Annotated in this window: 15 protein-coding genes; 3 read left to right on the forward strand and 12 right to left on the reverse strand. The window is 74.0% G+C overall.

Annotated elements, in window-relative coordinates:
* Positions 1 to 125 precede the first annotated feature (125 nt).
* Positions 126 to 887: an HAD family hydrolase gene (locus WAB15_RS05350; protein ID WP_407289173.1), complete on the forward strand. Its 762-nt coding sequence runs from the start codon at positions 126 to 128 to the stop codon at positions 885 to 887.
* A complete protein-coding gene (locus tag WAB15_RS05355; protein WP_407285504.1) occupies positions 887 to 3,298 on the forward strand; it encodes a glycoside hydrolase family 65 protein in 2,412 nt (803 codons plus the stop codon). The genes WAB15_RS05350 and WAB15_RS05355 overlap by 1 nt, the downstream gene beginning before the upstream one ends.
* Before the next feature lie 27 nt (positions 3,299 to 3,325).
* Here the strand turns inward: WAB15_RS05355 and WAB15_RS05360 are convergent, their stop codons facing one another.
* On the reverse strand, positions 3,326 to 5,650 hold the full coding sequence (locus tag WAB15_RS05360; RefSeq protein ID WP_407285505.1) for a collagenase: 2,325 nt from the start codon (positions 5,648 to 5,650) through the stop codon (positions 3,326 to 3,328).
* Positions 5,651 to 5,799: 149 nt separating this feature from the next.
* On the opposite strand from WAB15_RS05360, the gene WAB15_RS05365 reads away from it, so the two are divergent.
* On the forward strand, positions 5,800 to 7,191 hold the full coding sequence (locus WAB15_RS05365; protein ID WP_407285506.1) for an aminopeptidase P family protein: 1,392 nt from the start codon (positions 5,800 to 5,802) through the stop codon (positions 7,189 to 7,191).
* Positions 7,192 to 7,202: 11 nt separating this feature from the next.
* On the opposite strand, the gene WAB15_RS05370 is transcribed toward WAB15_RS05365, so the two are convergent.
* The 11 genes from WAB15_RS05370 to WAB15_RS05420 form a co-directional block, all read right to left on the reverse strand.
* Entirely contained in the window at positions 7,203 to 7,919 is a 717-nt protein-coding gene (locus WAB15_RS05370; RefSeq protein ID WP_399147490.1) for a GntR family transcriptional regulator, read from the reverse strand.
* Between the two features lie 86 nt (positions 7,920 to 8,005).
* Positions 8,006 to 9,007: a proline racemase family protein gene (locus WAB15_RS05375; protein WP_407285507.1), complete on the reverse strand. Its 1,002-nt coding sequence runs from the start codon at positions 9,005 to 9,007 to the stop codon at positions 8,006 to 8,008.
* A gap of 11 nt (positions 9,008 to 9,018) precedes the next feature.
* Positions 9,019 to 9,918 carry a dihydrodipicolinate synthase family protein gene (locus WAB15_RS05380; protein WP_399147488.1) on the reverse strand — a complete coding sequence of 300 codons (900 nt, stop codon included), beginning with the start codon at positions 9,916 to 9,918 and terminating at the stop codon, positions 9,019 to 9,021.
* Positions 9,919 to 10,186: 268 nt separating this feature from the next.
* Entirely contained in the window at positions 10,187 to 10,819 is a 633-nt protein-coding gene (locus WAB15_RS05385) for a 4'-phosphopantetheinyl transferase family protein (protein WP_407285508.1), read from the reverse strand.
* Positions 10,816 to 11,964, reverse strand: a complete 1,149-nt coding sequence (locus WAB15_RS05390; RefSeq protein WP_407285509.1) for an acyl-CoA dehydrogenase family protein — start codon at positions 11,962 to 11,964, stop codon at positions 10,816 to 10,818. The genes WAB15_RS05385 and WAB15_RS05390 overlap by 4 nt, the downstream gene beginning before the upstream one ends.
* On the reverse strand, positions 11,961 to 12,239 hold the full coding sequence (locus WAB15_RS05395) for an acyl carrier protein (RefSeq protein ID WP_407285510.1): 279 nt from the start codon (positions 12,237 to 12,239) through the stop codon (positions 11,961 to 11,963). Before WAB15_RS05395 ends, WAB15_RS05390 begins: the two co-directional genes overlap by 4 nt.
* A gap of 30 nt (positions 12,240 to 12,269) precedes the next feature.
* Positions 12,270 to 13,196 carry a hypothetical protein gene (locus WAB15_RS05400; protein ID WP_407285511.1) on the reverse strand — a complete coding sequence of 309 codons (927 nt, stop codon included), beginning with the start codon at positions 13,194 to 13,196 and terminating at the stop codon, positions 12,270 to 12,272.
* A 35-nt stretch (positions 13,197 to 13,231) separates the two neighbouring features.
* Positions 13,232 to 13,945 (reverse strand): maleylpyruvate isomerase family mycothiol-dependent enzyme, encoded by a 714-nt coding sequence (locus WAB15_RS05405; RefSeq protein ID WP_407285512.1) that lies wholly within the window; start codon positions 13,943 to 13,945, stop codon positions 13,232 to 13,234.
* 2 nt (positions 13,946 to 13,947) lie between these two features.
* Complete coding sequence (locus WAB15_RS05410) at positions 13,948 to 15,216, reverse strand: pyridoxal phosphate-dependent aminotransferase (RefSeq protein ID WP_399147482.1); 1,269 nt, start codon at positions 15,214 to 15,216, stop codon at positions 13,948 to 13,950.
* Between the two features lie 120 nt (positions 15,217 to 15,336).
* A complete protein-coding gene (locus WAB15_RS05415) occupies positions 15,337 to 17,781 on the reverse strand; it encodes an ATP-grasp domain-containing protein (RefSeq protein ID WP_407285513.1) in 2,445 nt (814 codons plus the stop codon).
* 194 nt (positions 17,782 to 17,975) lie between these two features.
* Positions 17,976 to 19,238, reverse strand: coding sequence for a condensation domain-containing protein (locus tag WAB15_RS05420; protein ID WP_407285514.1), 1,263 nt, complete (start codon positions 19,236 to 19,238; stop codon positions 17,976 to 17,978).
* Between the last annotated feature and the right edge of the window lie 337 nt (positions 19,239 to 19,575).

Consider the following 19,575-nt stretch of genomic DNA (forward strand, 5'->3'; position numbering starts at 1 on the left):
CGATCGCCACGGTGGTGTCTTCCATCGTCGCGCCGCCGCGGTGCGCCCGCCAGGGACGCGACCGCGCCCCGGGCCATCAGCCGTGGTGCCATGGAATGGACACACCGACGAACGGAACCGTCACCATGACCGGTGCGCCGTCCCTGGCCGCGTGCCTGCGCTCACTGCGGGCCGTGGTCTTCGACACCGACGGGGTCATCACCGACTCCGCGGGCCTGCATGCCGCGGCCTGGAAGGAGGCCTTCGACCCCTGTCTGGCGGCCGCGGGCGACCGGCGCCCCTTCGACCCGGTGGAGGAGTACCTGCGCCTGGTCGACGGCCGGTCGCGGCAGGACGGCGCGGCCGCGTTCCTGGCGTCCAGGGGCCTGGACCTGCCGCTCGGCGACCCGGACGACGGGCCGGGGACGGACACCGTCCGGGCCGTCGCGGCCCGCAAGGACGAGCTGTTCACCGCGCGCCTGCGGGAAGGCGGCGTCGCCGTCTGGCCCGGCACCGTACGCCTGCTGCACGCGCTGCGGGACGCGCGGATGCCGTGTGCCGCCGCCTCGGCGTCCCGGCACGCCACCGAGCTGCTGTCGGCGGCCGGGCTGCTCCCGCTGCTCGCGGCGGTGGTGGACGGCCGGGAGGCGGGCCGGCTCGGGCTGCCGGGCAAGCCGGACCCGGCGCTCTTCCTGGAAGCGGCGCGCCGCCTCGGTGTGCGGCCCGGGGATGCCGCCGTGGTGGAGGACGCGCTGGCCGGTGTCGAGGCCGGCCGGCGCGGCGGGTTCGGCCTGGTGGTGGGCGTGCACCGGTCGCCCGGGGCGGACGGCGCCGCCGCGCTGCGCCGCCGGGGCGCCGATGTGGTGGTGACCGATCCCGGCGAGCTGCTGACCTGCGGGGAGGGCTGATGCCGACCGGTGGCAACGCGTGGACCTGGTCGTACGAGGGGTACGACGCGGGCGCGGAACGGCTGCGCGAGACGCTCTGCGCCCTGGGCAACGGCTACTTCGTCACCCGCGGCGCGGCCAGCGAGGTGCTCTCGGGGCCCGCGCACTACCCCGGCACCTACGCGGCCGGCTGCTACAACCGGCTCACCTCCACCGTGGCGGGCCAGCCCGTCGAGAACGAGGACATGGTCAACCTGCCCAACTGGCTGCCGCTGCGCTACCGCATCTGCCCCGCCGACGCGCCTCCCGGGCCCTGGCTCACGCCCGGCCACCCGCAGCTGACGGAGCACCGGCAGACCCTGGACCTGCGGCACGGCACCCTGATCCGCTGGTCGGTCTACGAGGACGGGGCCGGCCGGCGGCTGCGCGTGGAGCAGCGCCGCCTGGTGCACATGGGCGAGCCCCATCTGGCCGCGATGCGCACCTCGTTCACCGCCGACGGCTGGGCGGGCGCGGTGGAGGTGGAGTCGGGCATCGACGGCGCGGTCCGCAACACCGGCGTCGAGCGCTACCGCGGGCTGGCCGACCAGCATCTGCGGGGCTGGGAGACCGGCGCCGAGCGGACCGACACGGTGTGGCTGAGCTGCCGCACCACCGACTCGGACATCCAGATCGCGCTGGCCGCGCGCATCCGGGCCACCCCCGGACGGGGCGGAACGCCGCGCACCCGGATCGCGGTACTGCGGGCCTTCCACACCCTGTCACTGCCGGTGACCTCCGGGGCGACGGTGGTCGTCGACAAGACGGTGGCGCTGTACACCTCCCGCGACCCGGCGATCGAAAGCCCCCGGCACGCGGCCGTCGACTGTGTGGCGCGGGCCCCGCACTTCCGGCAGCTGATGGCCTCGCACCGGCGGGCCTGGGAGGACCTGTGGCGGCAGGCGAAGCTGGAGGTGCCCGGGGACGCGGGCCGGATCCTGCGGCTGCACCTCTTCCATGTGCTGCAGACCCTCTCGCCGCACACCGCCGAACTCGATGTCGGGGTGCCGGCGAGGGGCCTGCACGGCGAGGCGTACCGCGGGCATGTCTTCTGGGACGAGCTGTTCGTGCTGCCGTTCTTGAACCTGCACCTCCCCCAGGTCTCCCGGGCGCTGCTCGACTACCGCTACCGGCGGCTGCCCGCGGCCTGCCGCGCGGCGCAGGAGGCGGGCCGGGCGGGGGCGATGTATCCGTGGCAGAGCGCCGGCGACGGCCGGGAGGAGACCCAGCAGCTCCATCTCAACCCGCGCTCCGGCCGCTGGCTGCCCGACCACTCCCGTCTGCAGCACCACGTCGGATCGGCGATCGCCTACAACGTCTGGCAGTACGGACAGGCCAGCGGCGACACGGAGTTCCTGCACACCAAGGGTGCCGAGATGCTGCTGCAGGTCGCCCGCTTCTGGGCGGCCGCCGCGGCCTGGGACACCGACCTCGGCCGCTACCGCATCCGGGGCGTGGTCGGCCCCGACGAGTACCACGACGGCTATCCGGGGGCCGCCGAGCCGGGCGTCGACGACAACGCCTACACCAACGTCACCGCGGCCTGGGTCCTGCTGCGCGCCCTGGAGCTGTCCCGGTCGCTGCCCGAGGCGCATCAGCGGCAGCTCTACGAGCGCATCCAGCTCACCCCGGACGAGCCGGAGCGCTGGGAGGACGTCGCACGGCTGCTCCATGTGCCCTTCCACCAGGGCGTGATCAGCCAGTTCGCCGGCTACGCGGACCTGGCCGAGCTGGACTGGGAGGGCTACCGGCAGCGGTACGGCGACATCCGCCGGCTGGACCGGATCCTGGAGGCCGAGGGCGACACCGTCAACCACTACCAGGCCTCCAAGCAGGCCGATGTGCTGATGCTCGGCTACCTCTTCTCGCCGTCCGAACTCGCCTCGGTCTTCGGCCACTTGGGCTATCCGCTGGACGACGACACCTGGCACGCCACCGTCGACTACTACCTGCACCGCACCAGCCACGGCTCCACCCTCAGCGCCCTGGTCCACGCCTGGGTCCTGGCCCGGGTGCAGCGTCCGGACGCCTGGACGTACTGCGAGGAGGCGCTGACCGGGGACGTCGCGGACCTGCACGGAGGCAGCACGGCCGAGGGCATCCATCTGGGGGCGATGGCCGGCTCGCTGGACCTGGTCCAGCGGGGCCTTACGGGTCTGGAGACCCGGGACCGGGCCCTGTGGCTCGACCCGGCCCCGCTGCCCGAACTCTCGAAGTTCAACGTGCGCATCCGCTACCGCCGCCACTGGGACATCGACCTGCGCATCAGCGCCGAGCAGGTGCGGATCGCGGTGCCGGAGTCCGAGCAGGCGGCGGTGCGGGTGCGGCTGCGGGAGCGGTCGTTCAGCATCGCGCCGGGTACGACCCGGCGGCTCGACATGCCGGACGGCTGAACCGCGTCATCGCGGCCGCGTCGCGCGTCACCGCCGCAGCGGTCCCTCACAGGTGTAGTGCGCGGTGCCGGACCGGCCCCGCGAGCGGACGGTGACCGCGCCGAAGGAGCAGTTCATATCGGCGAAGTTGTCGGCGACGGACGCGGTGCGGTCGAGGAGGGTGGCGTCGACGGCCTCGGACATGTCCTTGAAGACCTTGTCGGGGCTGCCGGGGTCGGTGAGGTCGGCGCTGATCTTGCCGGTGCAGACGAAGCGGCCGTACGCCGGGTCGCCGTTGTCCCTGCACTTGGGGGTGTGGGAGGTGGCGGCGGCGAACGCGCTTCGGACCTGTGCGGCGCCGGCGAGCTTCAGCGAGCCGACGGGGGTGAACTTCGTGTCCGGGACGAAGAGGTCGCCGACATGGGCGATCTGCTGGTCGAGGAAGGCGTCGTAGGCGCTCTGCAGGCCGGCGTCCTTGCCCATCCGGTCCCGCCAGGCGTCGAAGCCCGCGGGGTCGTCGGCACGCTCGTAGCCGTACATCTCCCGCAGCAGCGAGGGGCGTTCGGACCACAGGAACTCGAAGAACGTGCCGGCGTAGTTGTAGAAGCGGAAGCCGTCCCCGGCGTAGGTGGCGTGCAGCAGTTGGTCGACGGTCATCCGCGGGCCGCCGCCCGAGGTGTCGTTGATGATGCCCCGGACCAGGGACTTGCGGACCTTGACGCCGTCGTCGCGGGTGCCGCCGTCGAAGAACTCGGCCGTGCCCTCGTCCATCGCGGTGGTCCGGTCGCCCTCGTACCACGGGCCCTGGCCGAAGAGCCCGGGAACCGCCCAGCGGCCGTTGAGGTAGTGCGTGTACTCGTGGCGGAAGAGCTCCTCCAGCGTGAGGGCGGAGTCCTCGGGGACCCGGCGCTGGTAGGTGTAGAAGGTCGCGCCCTGCTCGATGTACATCCCGCCGTTGTCGATGCTCAGGCCGGTGAGGATCGGCTGGTAGATCCGGTAGTCGGAGCGGGAGGCGTACAGCACGACGTGGAGCGTGGTGTTGGTGTCGCCGGCCAGTGCCTCGTCGGTGCCGAGCACCCGGTGGAACTGCGCCTTGACCTGCTTGCCGGCGTAGTACAGCTGGTCGACGGTGTTGCGGTCGAGGGCGGTGCGGACCTCCACCCCGCCCTTGTCGTAGCGGTAGGTGTTCGGGAAGAGGCGGCGCTCGATGTCCTCCTTGCACACCTTGTACGGCTTGCAGGCGTCGAACTCGATCAGCCAGGTGACGACCTTGCCCCAGGGCTCGCCGCCTTCGCCGAAGTTGCGTGTGACGAGGTCCAGCAGCCCGCCGAGGGCCGGCACGATCTCGCCCTTCAGGGCCTCGATCTGACCGAACCGCCCGTACTCGCTGAGCGCGTCGCGCACCACCCACGCGTTGTCGGTGCCCTTGAGGTGGGTGTGGTTCGCGAAGGCCTTGAAGACGGCGCGGTAGCGGGGGTCGGCGGTGACCGCCCGCTGGAAGGCGGTGTCCTGGTTGCCGGGGTAGACACCCAGGTAGCTCGTGATGAGCGCGGCGAGGGCGGCGTTGCCCCAGGAGCGGTCCTTGTGGGTGGCGGTGTGGTCCGGGTCCATGGTGGCCAGGATCTTCTGGATCAGGCCGAGTTGGTACTGCCGTCCGCCGGGGCCGACGCCGTACAGCGCCTCGCGCAGGGTGTCGGCGTTCTCCCGGGTGACGTCGAAGGTGTGGGCGGCGGCACCGAACGCGTCGACCGCGCCGCGCACCGCGTTGACGGTCGGCTCGTCGGTGGTGTCGATCTCGCCGTGCGAGAAGTCGTGGTAGGCCACCGCGTGCAGATAGGTGAACATCTCGTACGGGTGGCCGGTGTTCTTGCCGTCGTGGTCGGCGGCGAGGCCGGCGATGCGTCGGGCGACGGCCTGGACGTGGGCGTCGGACATCACGGGGACGAGCCGGGGGTCCCACTTCCATATGAGGCCGCGCAGACAGCCGTCGGCGGTGACGGCGGGGTCGGCGAGGAAGTCCGCGAGCTGTTCGGGTCTCAGCCCGGTGATCCCGTCGAGGGTGCAGGGAGCGACGGCGGGACGCGCGTGGTGAGCCTTGGCGGGCTTGGTCTGCGGGCCCGGTACGCGGCCCTTGTCGGTGACGGACCGGGGCGCCGCCATGGGGATCGCGCCCGGCTTGGGCGCCTTGGCGAGGTGCGGGACCCGGTCGTGGGGGTTGTCGGCGGCCGGCGGCCGGGGCTCGGCCTGCCGGGTGGGGGTGGACGGTGCCAAGCGCCCGGGTACGGCCTGGGCGGTCTGGACGGCCGGCAGGACGAGGGTGGTGGAGAGGAACGCGGCCAGCAGGATGCTGCGCGGCAGGCGCGGGTGTGACACCTGAACCTCCGTGAGGGGGGTGGGGTTGGAGTGGGGTTCGAGGCCATAGCCTTCACTCCACGAGGTGTGACCCGTAACATAGTAATGTGAAATTGCACTGACAAGGCTTCAGGAAAAAGCAGTCCGAGGTTTCCCCACCGGAGGTGTCCGTGACCGCGCGTGCCGCCCAACTCCACACCGGCAGCCACGACTTGCCCGTGTCGAGCGCCCTAGCCCGCTTCATGACGGACCGGTGGGCCGCCACCCCGCCGCCCACAGACTCCCGTGTCCCGGGCTTCGAGCAACTCGCCGGACGCCGCGCCCGGCTGGCCGCGCGCTTCCCCGGCGAGCGACTGCTCATCCCGGCCGGCGAGTTGACGGTCCGCTCGAACGACTGCGACCACCGCTTCCGACCGCACAGCGCCTACGCCTGGCTGACGGGGCTGACCGGCGAGGACCAGCCGGGGCACGTCCTGGTGCTGGAGCCGGACGGCGAGGCCGTGCTGTATCTGCGGCCGCGGTCGGCGCGGGACGGCGACGGAGCGTTCTACCGGGACCGCAGGTACGGCGAGTTCTGGGTGGGCCGCCGCCCCGACCTCGCCGAGGCCGCCCGGACGACCGGCCTGCGCTGCGCCGACCTGGACGCCCTCCCCCACCTCCCGGCCGGCCGGAACGCCGCCCACGACGCCGAACTGGCCGCCGTGCTGAGCGAGTTGCGGCTGATCAAGGACGACTGGGAGGTGGCCCGGCTCCAGGAGGCCGTCGACCACACCGTCACCGGCTTCGAGGACGTCGTCCGCTCGCTGCCCGACGCCCTGCGCCACCCGCGCGGCGAACGCTGGATCGAGGGCGTGTTCAATCTGCGCGCCCGCGCCGAGGGCAACGGCACCGGCTACGAGACCATCGCGGCCGCCGGCGCCCACGCCTGCGTGCTGCACTGGATCCGCAACGACGGCCCGCTCGACCCCGACCAACTGCTGCTGCTCGACGCCGGCGTGGAGACCGACGCGCTGTACACCGCCGACATCACCCGCACCCTGCCGCTGTCCGGCCGCTTCTCCCCCGTCCAGCGCCGGGTCTACGACCTGGTCCTCGCCGCGCAGAACGCCGGGATCGCCGCCCTGAAGCCGGGCGCGTGCTTCCGGGACTTCCACCAGGCCTGTATGTCCGTCCTGGCGGAGGGCCTCGCCGACTGGGGCGTGCTGCGCGTCCCCGTCGAGGAGGCGCTCAGCGCCGGCAGCGGCCTCTACCGGCGCTACACGCTGTGCAGTTCGGGCCATATGCTCGGGCTCGACGTCCACGACTGCGCCCGCGCGCGGGCCGAGCAGTACCTGGACGGTGTGCTGGAGGAGGGCCAGGTGCTCACCGTCGAACCGGGCCTGTACCTCCAGCCCGACGACGAGACCCTGCCGAGGGAGCTGCGCGGCATCGGGGTCCGCATCGAGGACGACCTGGTGATCACGGCGGACGGTGCCCGGCTGATGTCGTCGGCGCTGCCGCGCACCGCCGACGCGGTGGAGGAGTGGATGGACGGGCTGCTGTCCGGGCCCGCCCGGGACTGATCCGGCGGCCGTCAGCCGTGCCGTGCGGCCCGCCTGCGCTGCGGGTGCGGTACCCGCGGTTCCTCGCGGCCCTGGGCCCACAGGGAGCGGACATGGCCGAGGTGGCGGGCCATACAGGCCTCGGCCGCCTCGGCGTCGCCCGTCAGCATCACATCGAGCAGCTCGACGTGCTCCTCGGCGGAGGGCAGCAGCCGGTCCGACTCGTCGAGGCGGGTGAGGCCGTAGAGGCGGGAGCGTTTGCGCAGGTCGCCGACCGTCTCGACGAGGCGGTCGTTGCCGCTCAGGCCGAGCAGTTCGAGGTGGAAGCGGCGGTCGGCCTCCAGATACCCGATGAGGTCGTGGGCGCGGGCGGCGGCGACGATCTCCAGGGCGATCGGGCGCAGCGCCGCCAGCTGCTCACGGGTGGCGGTCCGGGTGATCCGGCCGACGACCGGGACCTCGATCAGGGCCCGGATCTCGGTGTACTGGTCGAGGTCGCGCTCGCTGACCTCGGTGATCCTGAAGCCCTTGTTCCGTACCGGCTCGACCAGGCCCTCCCGGGCCAGGTCGAGCATCGCCTCGCGCACCGGCGTGGCCGAGACCCCGAAGTCCGCGGCGAGGCCCGGGGCCGAGTAGACCGAACCCGGGCGCAGCTCCCCCGCGATCAGCGCGGCGCGCAGTTGATGGGCGACCTGATCGCGCAGCCGCTCCTGAGCGGTGATCAGGCTGCGATGCTTGAGCTCACCCATCTGGTCCTCCGAGTTGACGCGGAGTGCCAGCGTACAATGTCACGTTGTGCAAACCGCCTGGCAGGCAGGGTCTTCGTGCCCCGGGGTCACAGCAGGAACCCCGCCGGGAACGGATCGGCCGGGTCCAGGAAGTACTGCGCGGTCCCGGTCACCCAGGCCCGGCCGGTGACGGTGGGCACGACGGCCGGCCGCCCGCCCACGGTCGTCTCCTCGACGAGCCGGCCGGTGAACTCGGTACCGATGAACGACTCGTTGACGAAGTCCTGGTGGAGCGGCAGTTCACCGCGGGCGTGCAGCTGCGCCATTCGCGCCGAGGTGCCGGTGCCGCACGGTGAGCGGTCGAACCAGCCGGGGTGGATGGCCATCGCGTGCCGGGAGCGGGCGGCGTCCGACCCGGGCGCGGCGAAGTAGACGTGCTTGAGCCCGCCGATCCGCTCGTCCTCGGGGTGGACCGGCCGGTCGGTGGCGTTGACCGCGCCCATGAGCGCGAGCCCGGCCGCGAGGATGTCGTCCTTGCGGGCCCGGTCGAAGGGCAGGCCGACGCTCTCCAGCGGCAGGATCGCGTAGAAGTTCCCGCCGTAGGCGAGGTCGTAGCTCAGCGTGCCGTAGCCGGGGACGACGGCCTTGCGGTCGAGTGCGGCGCAGAACGCGGGGACGTTGGTGAGGGTGACGGCGGTGGCCCGGCCGTCCGCCACCGCCACCTGGACGGTGACCAGCCCGGCGGGGGTGTCGAGCCGCACGGTCGTGACGGGTTCGCGCACCTCCACCATGCCGGTCTCGACGAGCACGGTGGCCACCCCGATCGTGCCGTGTCCGCACATCGGGAGGAAGCCGGAGACCTCGATGAACAGGACACCGTAGTCGGCGTCGGGGCGGGTCGGCGGCTGGAGGATCGCGCCGCTCATGGCGGCGTGTCCGCGCGGCTCGTACATCAGCAGCGTACGGACGTCGTCGCGGTGCTCGGCGAAGTACTGCCGGCGTTCGGCCATGGTGGCGCCGGGGATGGTGCCGATGCCACCGGTGATCACGCGGGTGGGCATGCCCTCGGTGTGGGAGTCGACGGCGTGGAAGACATGGCGGGTACGCATGGGGGCCTCTCTCAGCGGTGGCCGTCGGCGAGCAGCTTCTGGGTGGCGGCGCGCAGCACCGTCACCTGCTCCGCGGGGAGCGGGAAGCGGGGCGGGCGGGTCGGGCCTCCGTGGTGTCCGGCGAGGTCCATGGAGAGCTTGATCGCCTGGACGAAGGCGGGCTGGGAGTCCCAGCGCAGGAGCGGGTGCAGCGCGCGGTACAGGGGCAGCGCGGTGTCGAGGTCGCCGGCGACGGCGGCCCGGTACAGGGCGGTGCACGACTCGGGCAGCGCGTTCGGGTAACCCGCGATCCAACCGACCGCCCCGGCGACGGCGAGTTCGAGCAGGACGTCGTCGGCGCCGATCAACAGGTCGAGTTCCGGGGCCACTTCGGCGATCTCGTAGGCCCGGCGGACATCGCCGCTGAACTCCTTGACGGCGACGATGCTGCCGTCGCCGTACAGCTCGCCCAGGAGCCGCGGGGTGAGGTCGACCTTGGTGTCGAAGGGGTTGTTGTAGGCGACGACGGGGACCCCGGCGGCGGCCACCTCGGCGAAGTGCGCCCGGACCGCGGCCGGTTCGGCGCGGAAGCCGTTGGGCGGCAGCAGCAGTACTGACCCCGCACCCGCGTCGGCGGCCCGCTCGGCCCAGCGGCGCGCCTCGGCGCTGCCGTAGGCGGAGACCCCGGGCATCACGCGGTCTCCGTCACCGCCGGCCGCCTCGACGGCGGTACGGACGACACGGGTGCGTTCCTCGTCGGTGAGGGTCTGGTACTCGCCGAGGGAGCCGTTGGGTACGACGCCGTCGCAGCCGGCGGCGAGCAGCCGGGCGACCTGGGCGGCGTAGGCGTCGTAGTCGATGGAGAGGTCGTCCCGCAGGGGAAGGGCGGTGGCGACCATGATGCCGTGCCAGGGGCGGGTGCGCGGGGCCATACGAGGTCTCCTCAGGAAGGCGAACGGGTGCGGTGACGGTCCTTATTCACTGGCGAGTTGGTCGAGGAACACGGTGCGCGGGGCGTACTCGATCTCCGAGGGGAGTTCGGCGGCGAGTTCGCGCCACGGCCGCGCCGACCACGCTGGCCCCGAAGACGACCACGTCGGAGGTATCCAGGCAGCGTCCGTGTCTCATGGGCACGCCAGTAATATGTCACACAACACTGGTCCGGAGAAGGGGACTTGGGCCCTTCACCGGACCGGTCGATCAGCGCTCGCCGTGGCCGAATCTCCTCTCCAGAGGGAATGCGCAGCTCAAGGGGGTGGTGGAGTGCTCGCGCAGCGCCATCCAGCGGTAGCCGCGCCAGCGGCCGGAGCGGGCGCCCGGGGGTACGTCGATGGTCCACGGGCGGTCGGCGAACCCCGCCCCGGTGGCCTTCACGCACGCCTCCTGGGCGGTCCACACCCAGGCCACCTCCTCGGCGGCCCGCGCCGGAGGCAGTGCGGCGATCCGTTCGGCGTGCTCGCCCAGCAGTCGGCCGGCGAACGAGGCGCTGACGCGGGCGCCGGGGCACTGGAGGTCCACGCCGAGGACGCACCCGACGGCGACACCGGCGGCGAGCGCGCCCGCGCTGTGCGAGACGCTGATGCCGATGCCGGGATGCCCCCGCAGCCAGGGCTTGCCGCGCCGGTCCGCGACCACGTCCGCACCGGCCAGGGCCGGCCGTACGGTGGCGAGCAGCTCCCTCAGCAGTGCGCGCCCGGTGAGGAACTCCCGGGCGCGCCACCCGGGCATCCGCTGTGCCCGACGCAGATCGTCGCGGTGCTCACTGGGCGCCACCCCCTCCGCGGCGGCGGTGGCCACCCAGAGATGGTCGGCCACCTCGATCGGTGTGGTCACGGCGGGGTACCGGGCCGCACGAGGCCGTCCAGTACGCTCTCGGCGGCGTCCGCGAGGGTGCCCAGCACCACCTCGTTCGCACCGCCGCCGATGCCGAACAGTGCGGCCTGGGCGCGCAGTTCCTGGATCCCGCCGGTGGCGAAGCCGGCCGCGCCCCACAGCTGGCCGCACTCCGTCAGCACGTGCTGGACGGTCGCGCCGGCGGCCGCCTTGAGCGTGGCGGCGGCCGTCACATCGTGGTGCACCGCCACCGCGTCCTCGAACTCCGTGACCAGCGCACGGAGTTCGCGTGCTCGCAGCAGGCAGGACGCGAAGCGCTGGCGCACCACGTCCAGGTCCCACAGGGTGCCCTCGCCGTGCGCACGGCCGGACAGGTGGCGCCGGGTGTCCGCGAGGACGCGACGGCACAGCGCGACACCCCACTGGGCACCGGCGAGCCGTTCGGTCCCGATGTGCCGGGCGAACAGCGGCAGTCCGAAGCCGGTCCGGCCCAGCACGTGGTCCCGGCCCAGCCGTACGCCGTCGAGGGTGAGATGGCCGACGCCGGAGTCGGCGAAGAGGGCGGAGTCGGCGGGCCGCACGCTGACGCCCGGGGCGTCGGCAGGCACCAGGACCCAGGTGAAGTGGGTGAAGTGCCGTCCGGGCCGGTGCCGGGCGAGGACGAGGACGGACGCGGCGGTGGTGGTGTTGGCGATCCAGTTCTTCTCGCCGGACAGCTCAAGGCCGTCGTCCTCGATCCGCACCCGGGTGCGCAGCGCGGTGAGGTCCGTGCCGGCGGTGACGTCGGTGGCCGCCAGGGCGACGGTCGCCCTACCGGAGAGCGCCCGGTCCAGTGCCCGCTGCGCGACCGGCGTGCGGCCCGCCGCGAGAACGGGCAACGCGGTGGCCAGCTGGACGCTGACCGACAGGGTGGCGGCGATCGAGAAGCGGGCGTCGACGGCGGTGAGCAGGCCTTCGAGTCCCGCGGGGTCGACTCCCGCCCCGACCGTGCCGTCGCGATAGGCCCGGGTGATCAGGCCCGCCCGGCCGAGCGCGGCCCACACCTGCTCGCCGCCGGCGGTGCGCGGCAGGGCGTCGAGCGCGGCATCGGCGGACTGCCGGCCGGTCGAGGGGTGGGACACGGCGCTCGGGGCCTCGGTGCTCATGGGGTCTCCTGGGCGTCGGCGCGGCCGCCGGTCCCGTCGGGCAGCTGTGCGCGGATCGCGCGCCACAGGCTGCCGGCGGTGGCGAAGGTGGCGTCGTTGAGCTCGTCGTCCGGCAGCGAGATCCCGAAGGTGTCCTCGATGACGAAGAGCAGCTCGATGGCCTGCATGGAGTCGACGCCGAGCCTGCGCAGGTCGGTGTCGGGGGTGATGACGGGCTCCTCGGGGCCGGCGAGCTTGAGGAAGGGGCGCAGCAGTGCGGTGAATCGGGTGTCCATGGTGTGGTCTTTCCGGTGGTGGGCGGGTGGTCAGCGGTCCTCGTCGGGGGACGGGGAGGCGGCGGGGGTGGCGGGCGCGGCGCCGAAGACCGTGCGGTCGGCCGCGAGGACCGCCCGCAGGCGGTCGACGACTCCCGGTGGCTCGGCGCGGCCCCGGGACACCCGGCGGTGGGCCAGGCGGGTCCACTCCAGGGCCTCGTCCCAGGCGCGCAGCTGTGCGCGCTCGGCCTCGGTCTCACCGGTCCGGCGGGCGAACGCGCGGTAGGCCGCGTGCAGTTTGCGGGCCCGCACCAGTAACCAGGTCTCGCCGGTGAGCCGTTCGACGGCTCGGGCGCGGTCGGCGCAGGCGTCGTAGGCGGCGAGGTACGCCGTCACCGCGGCCTCGTCGACCTCCTGGGTGGGCGGCGGTTCGGCGACCGGGCACACACCGGCCGGCGCCAGCTCGATGACCTCGGCCGACTCGATGCCCGCCAGTTCGTCGGCGGACAGCACCCAGTGGCCGGGCGCCGCCGTCCCCCACGGGGTCTCGCTGAGGTAGGCGTCCGTGACGTGCCAGCCGTCGGGCCCCGCGGCGAGCAGGAAGCCGTGCGCGGTGTGGGCCCGGCCGTAGTACGGCAGCCAGGGCAGCTGGAAGGCGTCGGCGACGATGTAGCGCACGCCGACGGCGGCGCGGATCGCCCGGCACAGCTCACCGCGGGCCGGCCGTTCCTGCCGGACCACCCGCAGCCCCAGGAGCTTCGGCGCCACGGCCAGCCGTTCCGGCAGCGGCGCATCGACCGTCGGCAGACCGTCCGCCCCGTCCCAGGTACGGAACCGCAGGGGAGCGCCGAGGCGGAGGTGTGCTCCGGGGCCGTGGTGGTGGTCCGCGAGCACCGCGAGGTTGACCTGGATGCGGTCCAGCAGAGCGCTGCGGACCGAACCGAGGTCGAACCGCTCCGGTTCGACGGTGACTGCCATTGCCGTTCGTCTTCCTCTCGGGGTGGGGCCGCCGGTCACAGCCACGCGGGCAGTGCGGGCAGCTCCGCCGTCGACTCCAGTGCCGCGCCGGTACTGCGCCCCGCCAGCCAGGCGAGGATGTCCGCGGGTTCGCCGGAGACGACCGGGCCGCCGGTGCCGAAGCGGCCGAGCAGTGCGCCCTCGCGGTCGCCGAGCGTGCAGTCCGGTACGCCCTCGGCGGCGGCGTAGTAGCCCAGGACGTCGTCGAGGATGATCTGCCGCGCCGATTCGGGGATGTCGGCGAAGCCGTATCCGAGGTCCAGGTCGACGTGGTGCAGTTCGAGCTCGCGGAGCCGGATCACCAATATCCGCTGGGGCGTGCACAGTTCACCGGTGAAGGGCCGGACGGTGGCCCGCCACGCGGGCGCGGGCAGCCGCTCGACCGTGCGCTGGAAGTGCGCGGCGCTCGCCCGGACGTCCGCCATCAGCGCCGCGGCCGGCCGGCGGGCGCCCGCCTCGATCTCGGCGTCCCGGGCCTCGCGACTGACGTACTGGGGTGTCTCGACGCCGGTACGGGCCCACTCCAGCAGCCGTTCCAGTGCGGGGGCCTGGCACACGAGGTGGCTCAGGACGTGTCCGCGCGTCCAGCCGGGCAGGTGCGACGGCTCCGCGACGGCCTGGTCGTCGAGGCCCGCCAGACCGGCCAGCAGCCGGTCGGCCGCCGCGGTGAGCTGCTCGAAGGACGCGGTGGTGGGGGGTATCTCCTTCATCGTCATGCTCCTTTCAGACGGGCGAAGCCCTGGGCGATCCTGGAGAGTTCGCGGGTGATGTGCGGTAGGCGGGCGGGGTCGTCGGCCCGCAGCGCCTGGTGCTGCTGGCGCTCGTCGCCGTACAGCAGGCTGGTGGCGGCCTTGAAGCGCAGGGCCTGCGGGTCGTCGCCCAGCAGATGGCCGGCGAGCACGGCGATCCCGGAGTCGTCTAGGAGCCGGCCGGCGAGCGAGGCCGCGTCGGTGACGCCGCGTGCGGCCAGCCGGTCGCGCAGCGGCGCGAAGTCCGGGTAGACGTAGAACCCTCCGGTGGGCGGGCGGCACTCGGCGCCCGCTTCCAGGGCGATGCGGTGCACCGCCCGGGCCACCGCGCCGTGCAGCCGGGCGCTGGCCCGCATCCGCGCGAGGACCTCCGGCGGCTCGGCGTAGGCGTACTCCGCGACCTGCTGCATGGGTCCGGCGAGCGTGGACCACAGTTCGCTGGCGGCCGCGGTCACCGCGTCGCGCAGCAGCGCACCGGTCTCGCCCACCGGGAAGCGCGCCACGCCGATCCGCCATCCGCCGAGCCCGAGCGTCTTGGACAGTCCGCTGGTGACGACGGTGCGCTCGGGGGCAGCCTCGGCGGGGCTGAGGAAGGGGGTGGACTCGGGGTCGTGGACGATGTCGCGGTAGATCTCGTCGGAGATGATCAGCAGGTCCTCGGCCCGGGCCAGTGCACACAGTTCGCGGATCAGCGCGGGCGGCGCGAGGGTCCCGGTGGGGTTGTCGGGGAGGGTGAGGACCAGCAGCCGGGGGTCGGCGCCGGCCGCCCGGGCCCGCCGGATCGTCTCGCGCAGCGCGCCCGGGGCGGGGACGCCGCCGCACTCGGCGGGGATCGGTACGCCGTAGACCTTCTTGCCCGCGTAGCGGGCCTGCGGGGCGTAGGTGTTCCAGGCGGGGCGCGGCAGCAGCACATCGCCGGGGATGACCAGCTGCAGCGCCATCAGCAGGGGCTTGCTGCCGGGCGCGACGATCACCCGGTCGGCCTCGGTGGGCAGCCGGCGGCGGGTGAAGTAGCCGGCCACCGCGTCGCGTACGCCCTCGGCGCCGGCCACCGGCCCGTAGCAGGCGCGCGCCGCGCCCAGCGCCAGTTGCTCGGCCAGCTGCGGCAGCACCGGCAGCCGGGCCTCGCCGAAGGCGAGATGGACCAGCGAGGCCCCCTCGGCGCGGCGCCGGTCGACGAGCTGGTTGAGCGCCAGGTTCGGGGAGGGCGGGGCGACGGTCACGGCGGTCATCTCGAAGTCCTTTGCGTGCGGTGGTCCCCGCGGGTCGTGCCGCCGGGCAGGCCGGTGGCCGCCGCGGGGACACCGGGTGTCCGGGTCATGGTGCTGTCTCTCTTCGTCGGCCGGTGCGGATCAGAGGAGCGGGGCCAGGGAGTGCCGTACCGAGCGCTGGGCGCGGTCGAGCGCGGCGGCGCACTCCTCGGGGGTGTCGCCGACGGCCACCAGGGCGGCGAGCCGGGGCACGATCCCCCGGGGCGGCAGCAGCAGTTCGGTGCCCGGCGCGGCTAGCGGGACGGCCTCGACGATGCCGGGCACGGCCGTGGCGGCGGTCAGGTCGAGGGAGCGCACGGTGCCGTCCCGCTCGGGGTAGACGAAGCGCACCTCCGCGCAGCGGTCGCGGACCGGGGTGAGGTCGGGGGCGCGGCCGAGCGCGAGGTCGGCGGCGGCCGCGACCGGGTCGACCCCGGTGGCGAGGGTGCCCAGCAGCGGGATGAAATCGCCGCCGAGGCGGCCGTTGACCTCGACGACGCGCGGCCCGGTGGGGGTGCGGCGGATCTCGGTGTGGGTGAGTCCGGTACGGATGCCCAGTGCGGTGTGGGCGTCGGTGACGACGGACCGCACCTCGTCGGCCCAGGGCTCGTCCCGCCAGGGCGCGACGAGGTGTCCGACCTCCTCGAAGTGCGGCGCGAACCCCAGCCGCTTGTGCGCCACGTTCACGATCCGCACGGCGCCGTCGGACACCGCGCAGTCCACGCTGATCTCGGGGCCGGGCAGATACTCCTCCACGATCGCGCCGGCCGGTGCGCGGATGCCGGGGAAGGAGGCGCCGAGCGCCTGGTCGTAGGCGCGCGCGAGCTGTCCGGGGTCGTCGGCGCGGGCGACGCCGATGCTGCCGGCCAGCGCACGGGGTTTGACCACGACCGGCCAGCCGAGCGCCTCCGCCGCCGCCAGCGCCTCGGCGTGCGTGCCCACATGACGGAAGCCGGCCGAGGGCACCTGGGCGGCGCCGAGCAGCCGGCGGGTGGCCAGCTTGTCGCGGCAGCGGTGCGCGGCCTCGGGGCTCATATGCGGCAGGCCGAGCCGGCGGGCGACCTCGGCGGCGGTCTCCAGGAGCGTCTCGTCCCAGGTCAGGACCGCTCCCGGGCCTCGATTGCCGGCCAGCAGGGCGGCGACGGCGCGGGTGGTGGCGGCCGCGTCGGAGGTGTCCGTGACCCGGAACCGGTCGGCGACATACCGCCGTTGCCAGTCGACGGCGGTGCCCTGGACGAGGGCGGTGCGCACCCGCCCGGCGACCGTGCGCAGCGCGTACTCGCGGTAGGGGGGATTGCCGCAGCCGATCACCACGAGCCGGCCGGGTGCCCGCGGATCGACCGGTTCGCACTCCAGCGACGCCTCGCGCATCGCGCGGCGGACGGCGGCCGTCACCTCCGCGCTGCCACTCCCCCGGAAGCGGAACCTCGCCCCGGCGTGCTCGTATCCCCCGCCGGTCAGCAACGCGCCCTCCACGGGGAGGACTTGGGCGTACGGTCCGGTGCGGGGGCCGTCCGCCCGGGGCGGGGTGAGCGCCCGCACCCGGCAGGGCGGTGGTACGGACGGCGGCACCAGCAGCCAGCCCGCCACCTGCGCGGGCTCGGCGAGGCGGCGGGGGGTGGGGTCGGGGGTGCCGGTCTGGTGGGCGAACGCCGCGGCCATCAGGTCGATGCCGTGCACCTCGCGCCAGATGAAGGGCACTTCGGCGCCGCCCGGCCGGGCGCCGATCTCCAGCACGGTCAGCGCGCCGCCGTCGCCCGCGAAGAGTTCCAGGTGGAAGACCGACGGGCCGGTGAACAGCGCGCCGACTGCGGCGGCGGTGATCTCCCCGATGCGGGCCAGGAGTTCGGCGTCGTCGATCTCGACCGAGCCGAGGGCGCTGCCGGTGGTGAACTCCAGGCAGGTGTTGAGGTAGCGCGACGCCCGCCAGGGGCCGAGTTCCGCGCCGTCGAAGACGCCGTCGACGTGCAGGACCTGATCGGGCAGCCACTGCTGGACGAGCAGGTCGGTGTCGTGCGGGAAGACCTGCGCGCGAAGCCGGCCGGGGGACGCCAGCCGGGTGATGCCCGCGCTGGCGGTGCCCCGCCGGGGTTTGACCAGTACCGGCCAGCCGTGCCGGGCGGCGAAGGCGGCCACCGCCTCGTGGTCCGGCGCCGCGGCCGTCGCCGGTACCGCGACGCCCGCGGCCGCGAGCCGCCGCGCCATCAGCAGTTTGTCGCGCAGCGGCAGCAGGTCCCCGGTGCGCTGCCCGGGCAGCGCGAACGCGTCGCGCAGCTCGGCCGCCAGGTCGAGGTCCGTCTCCTGCAGGGCGACGATCCGGGTCGGCGGTCCGCTCCGCTCGATCAGCGCGTCGACGGCCTCGTGCACCGCCTTGACGTCCTCGGTGCTGTCCACCAGCCGTACGCCGGCGGCCTGTTCGGTGGGCAGATGGCGGGCGGCCCGTTCGGTGGTGAGGTAGCTGACGCGGTGGGCGCGGTGGTCGAGGTAGGCCGCGTAGTCGGCGTAGCGGTCGGTCCAGCGGTGGATGATCATCACGTGTTCGGGCACGGCGGCCTCCTGGGACAGGAACGAGCGCGGGTAGGGAAGGGGCGGCAGGGGGCGGCCGGTTGGTGCGGCGGCGTGGCGCCGGGCGGGGGCGGACGGCGTGGCCCGGCACCCGGGATCACCGGGGGCGGACGGCGCGGGTGCAGGCCGGTTTCTCGGCCGTGCGGCGGCTTGGGAGCCGGCCGGGCGGACGCCCGTCAGGGGCGCCCGGCAGCGGTCAGCAGGCTCTCGTGCAGATCCCACAGCAGTTCGGCGCAGTGGGCGCGGTCGAGGTCCTTGGCGGTGAGCCGTAGGGAGAGCGCGTCCTCGCTCTCCACGGCGCGGGCATAACATCGCGGGCCGATGGTGGTGAAGGGCTCCTCCCAGGTGAGCGTGGGCGGAGCGGCGGTCCGCGGCCCCTGGTGCGGCGCGGCCTTAGGCACCGTGTCGTCCGGCACGGACACATAGTTGAAGGCGCAGGCCGGTTCGGCGGCTTCGGGCATACGGGCGCGCAGCGCGGCGACGGCGGTGACATCGTGCATCCCGTGCCGGAAGGCGCCGAGGCCGCTCCAGTGCACCGCGTCGGCGAGCTTGACCAGGTCGTCGTTGCGGGCGTCCGCGATCAGCGCCGGCACCCACTGGTTCATCGAGGTCACCACGCCCCGCCAGCGGCCGGCGAAGCGGTTGGCGCTCATCAGCTGCACCACCAGGGCGTCGACGCCGCATCTGCGGGCCACGCTGCGGGCGTAGGCGGCCAGCACGACGCTGGCGACGGAGACCCGCGCGCGTTCGGCGACGGTGTGCGCGGCCGGGCGGGCGGCCGCGGAGCGCAGGGTGCACTGGACGACGTCGTCCGCCGTGTCGGCGCCGCGCGGCAGGGCGGCCGAGGGGGCGTGGGTCAGGGTCTGCGCCCAGTGGTCGAGGGCCGCGGCCTGCCGGCGCAGTCCGGCGGCGCCGTACTGCTCGGCGGCGAGGTCGGCGGGGCCCGGTGGGGTGGGGCCGAGACCTCGGGGGTCGATGAGCGCCCGCCGGAACTCCTGGTGCAGCAGCTCCTGCGCCCAGGCGTCCGCGGCGATGTGGTGCTTGACGAACAGCAGCTGGGCGGGGGTGCCCGCGTGGGTCAGCAGCCGGGCCCGCCAGGCGTGTTCGCGGCCGAGGTCGAAGGGCTCGGTGGCCAGTTCGGCGGCGAGCCGCGCGGGTTCGTCGGCCGCGCTCTCGGTGATCCGCAGCTGGTCGTCGACGTCGGGGTCGGGCGGCAACTGCCCTGGCGCGTCGGCGTCCTGGAGGTCGTAGCGGGTGCGCAGCGACGGGTGCCGGGCGGCGACGGCGCGCAGCGCGGTACGCACCTGTTCCGCCCCGACGCCGGGCGGAAGGGGCCAGGCCGCCGCGTTGTTCGGCTCGTGCCGGCGCGGCGCCGGCAGCCCCCGGATGTCGTGCCATACCGAGAGCTGGCCCAGCGATAGCGGTCCTGCCCCGGACATACGCTCCCCCATCAACACACTTCCACCATGCGAAAGATGAATTCCAGACAGGAGGGACGCTGCCACAACTCGCCGCGACCTGTCCAGGTTTCACCGGCACCGAGCACCCCCGGAAGTGACCCACCTCACACCCCACCCCCGTCGCGGACATGAGAGCCTGACCACCGCTCTACGGAATTCAACTTCCGCTCAACGGAAGCCTGGTGGGGAGTGAGGCGGTCACGGGGGCGGCCGCGCCGACCACCGACCGGACACCGCCGCACCGGCCGCCCGGAAGCACCGGCACCGCCGACTCCGCCCGGCCCGCCCCGGATCACCGTTCCCGACCACCACGAGG

It is taken from the genome of Streptomyces sirii, from assembly GCF_045690365.1.
Lineage (GTDB): Bacteria > Actinomycetota > Actinomycetes > Streptomycetales > Streptomycetaceae > Streptomyces > Streptomyces sirii.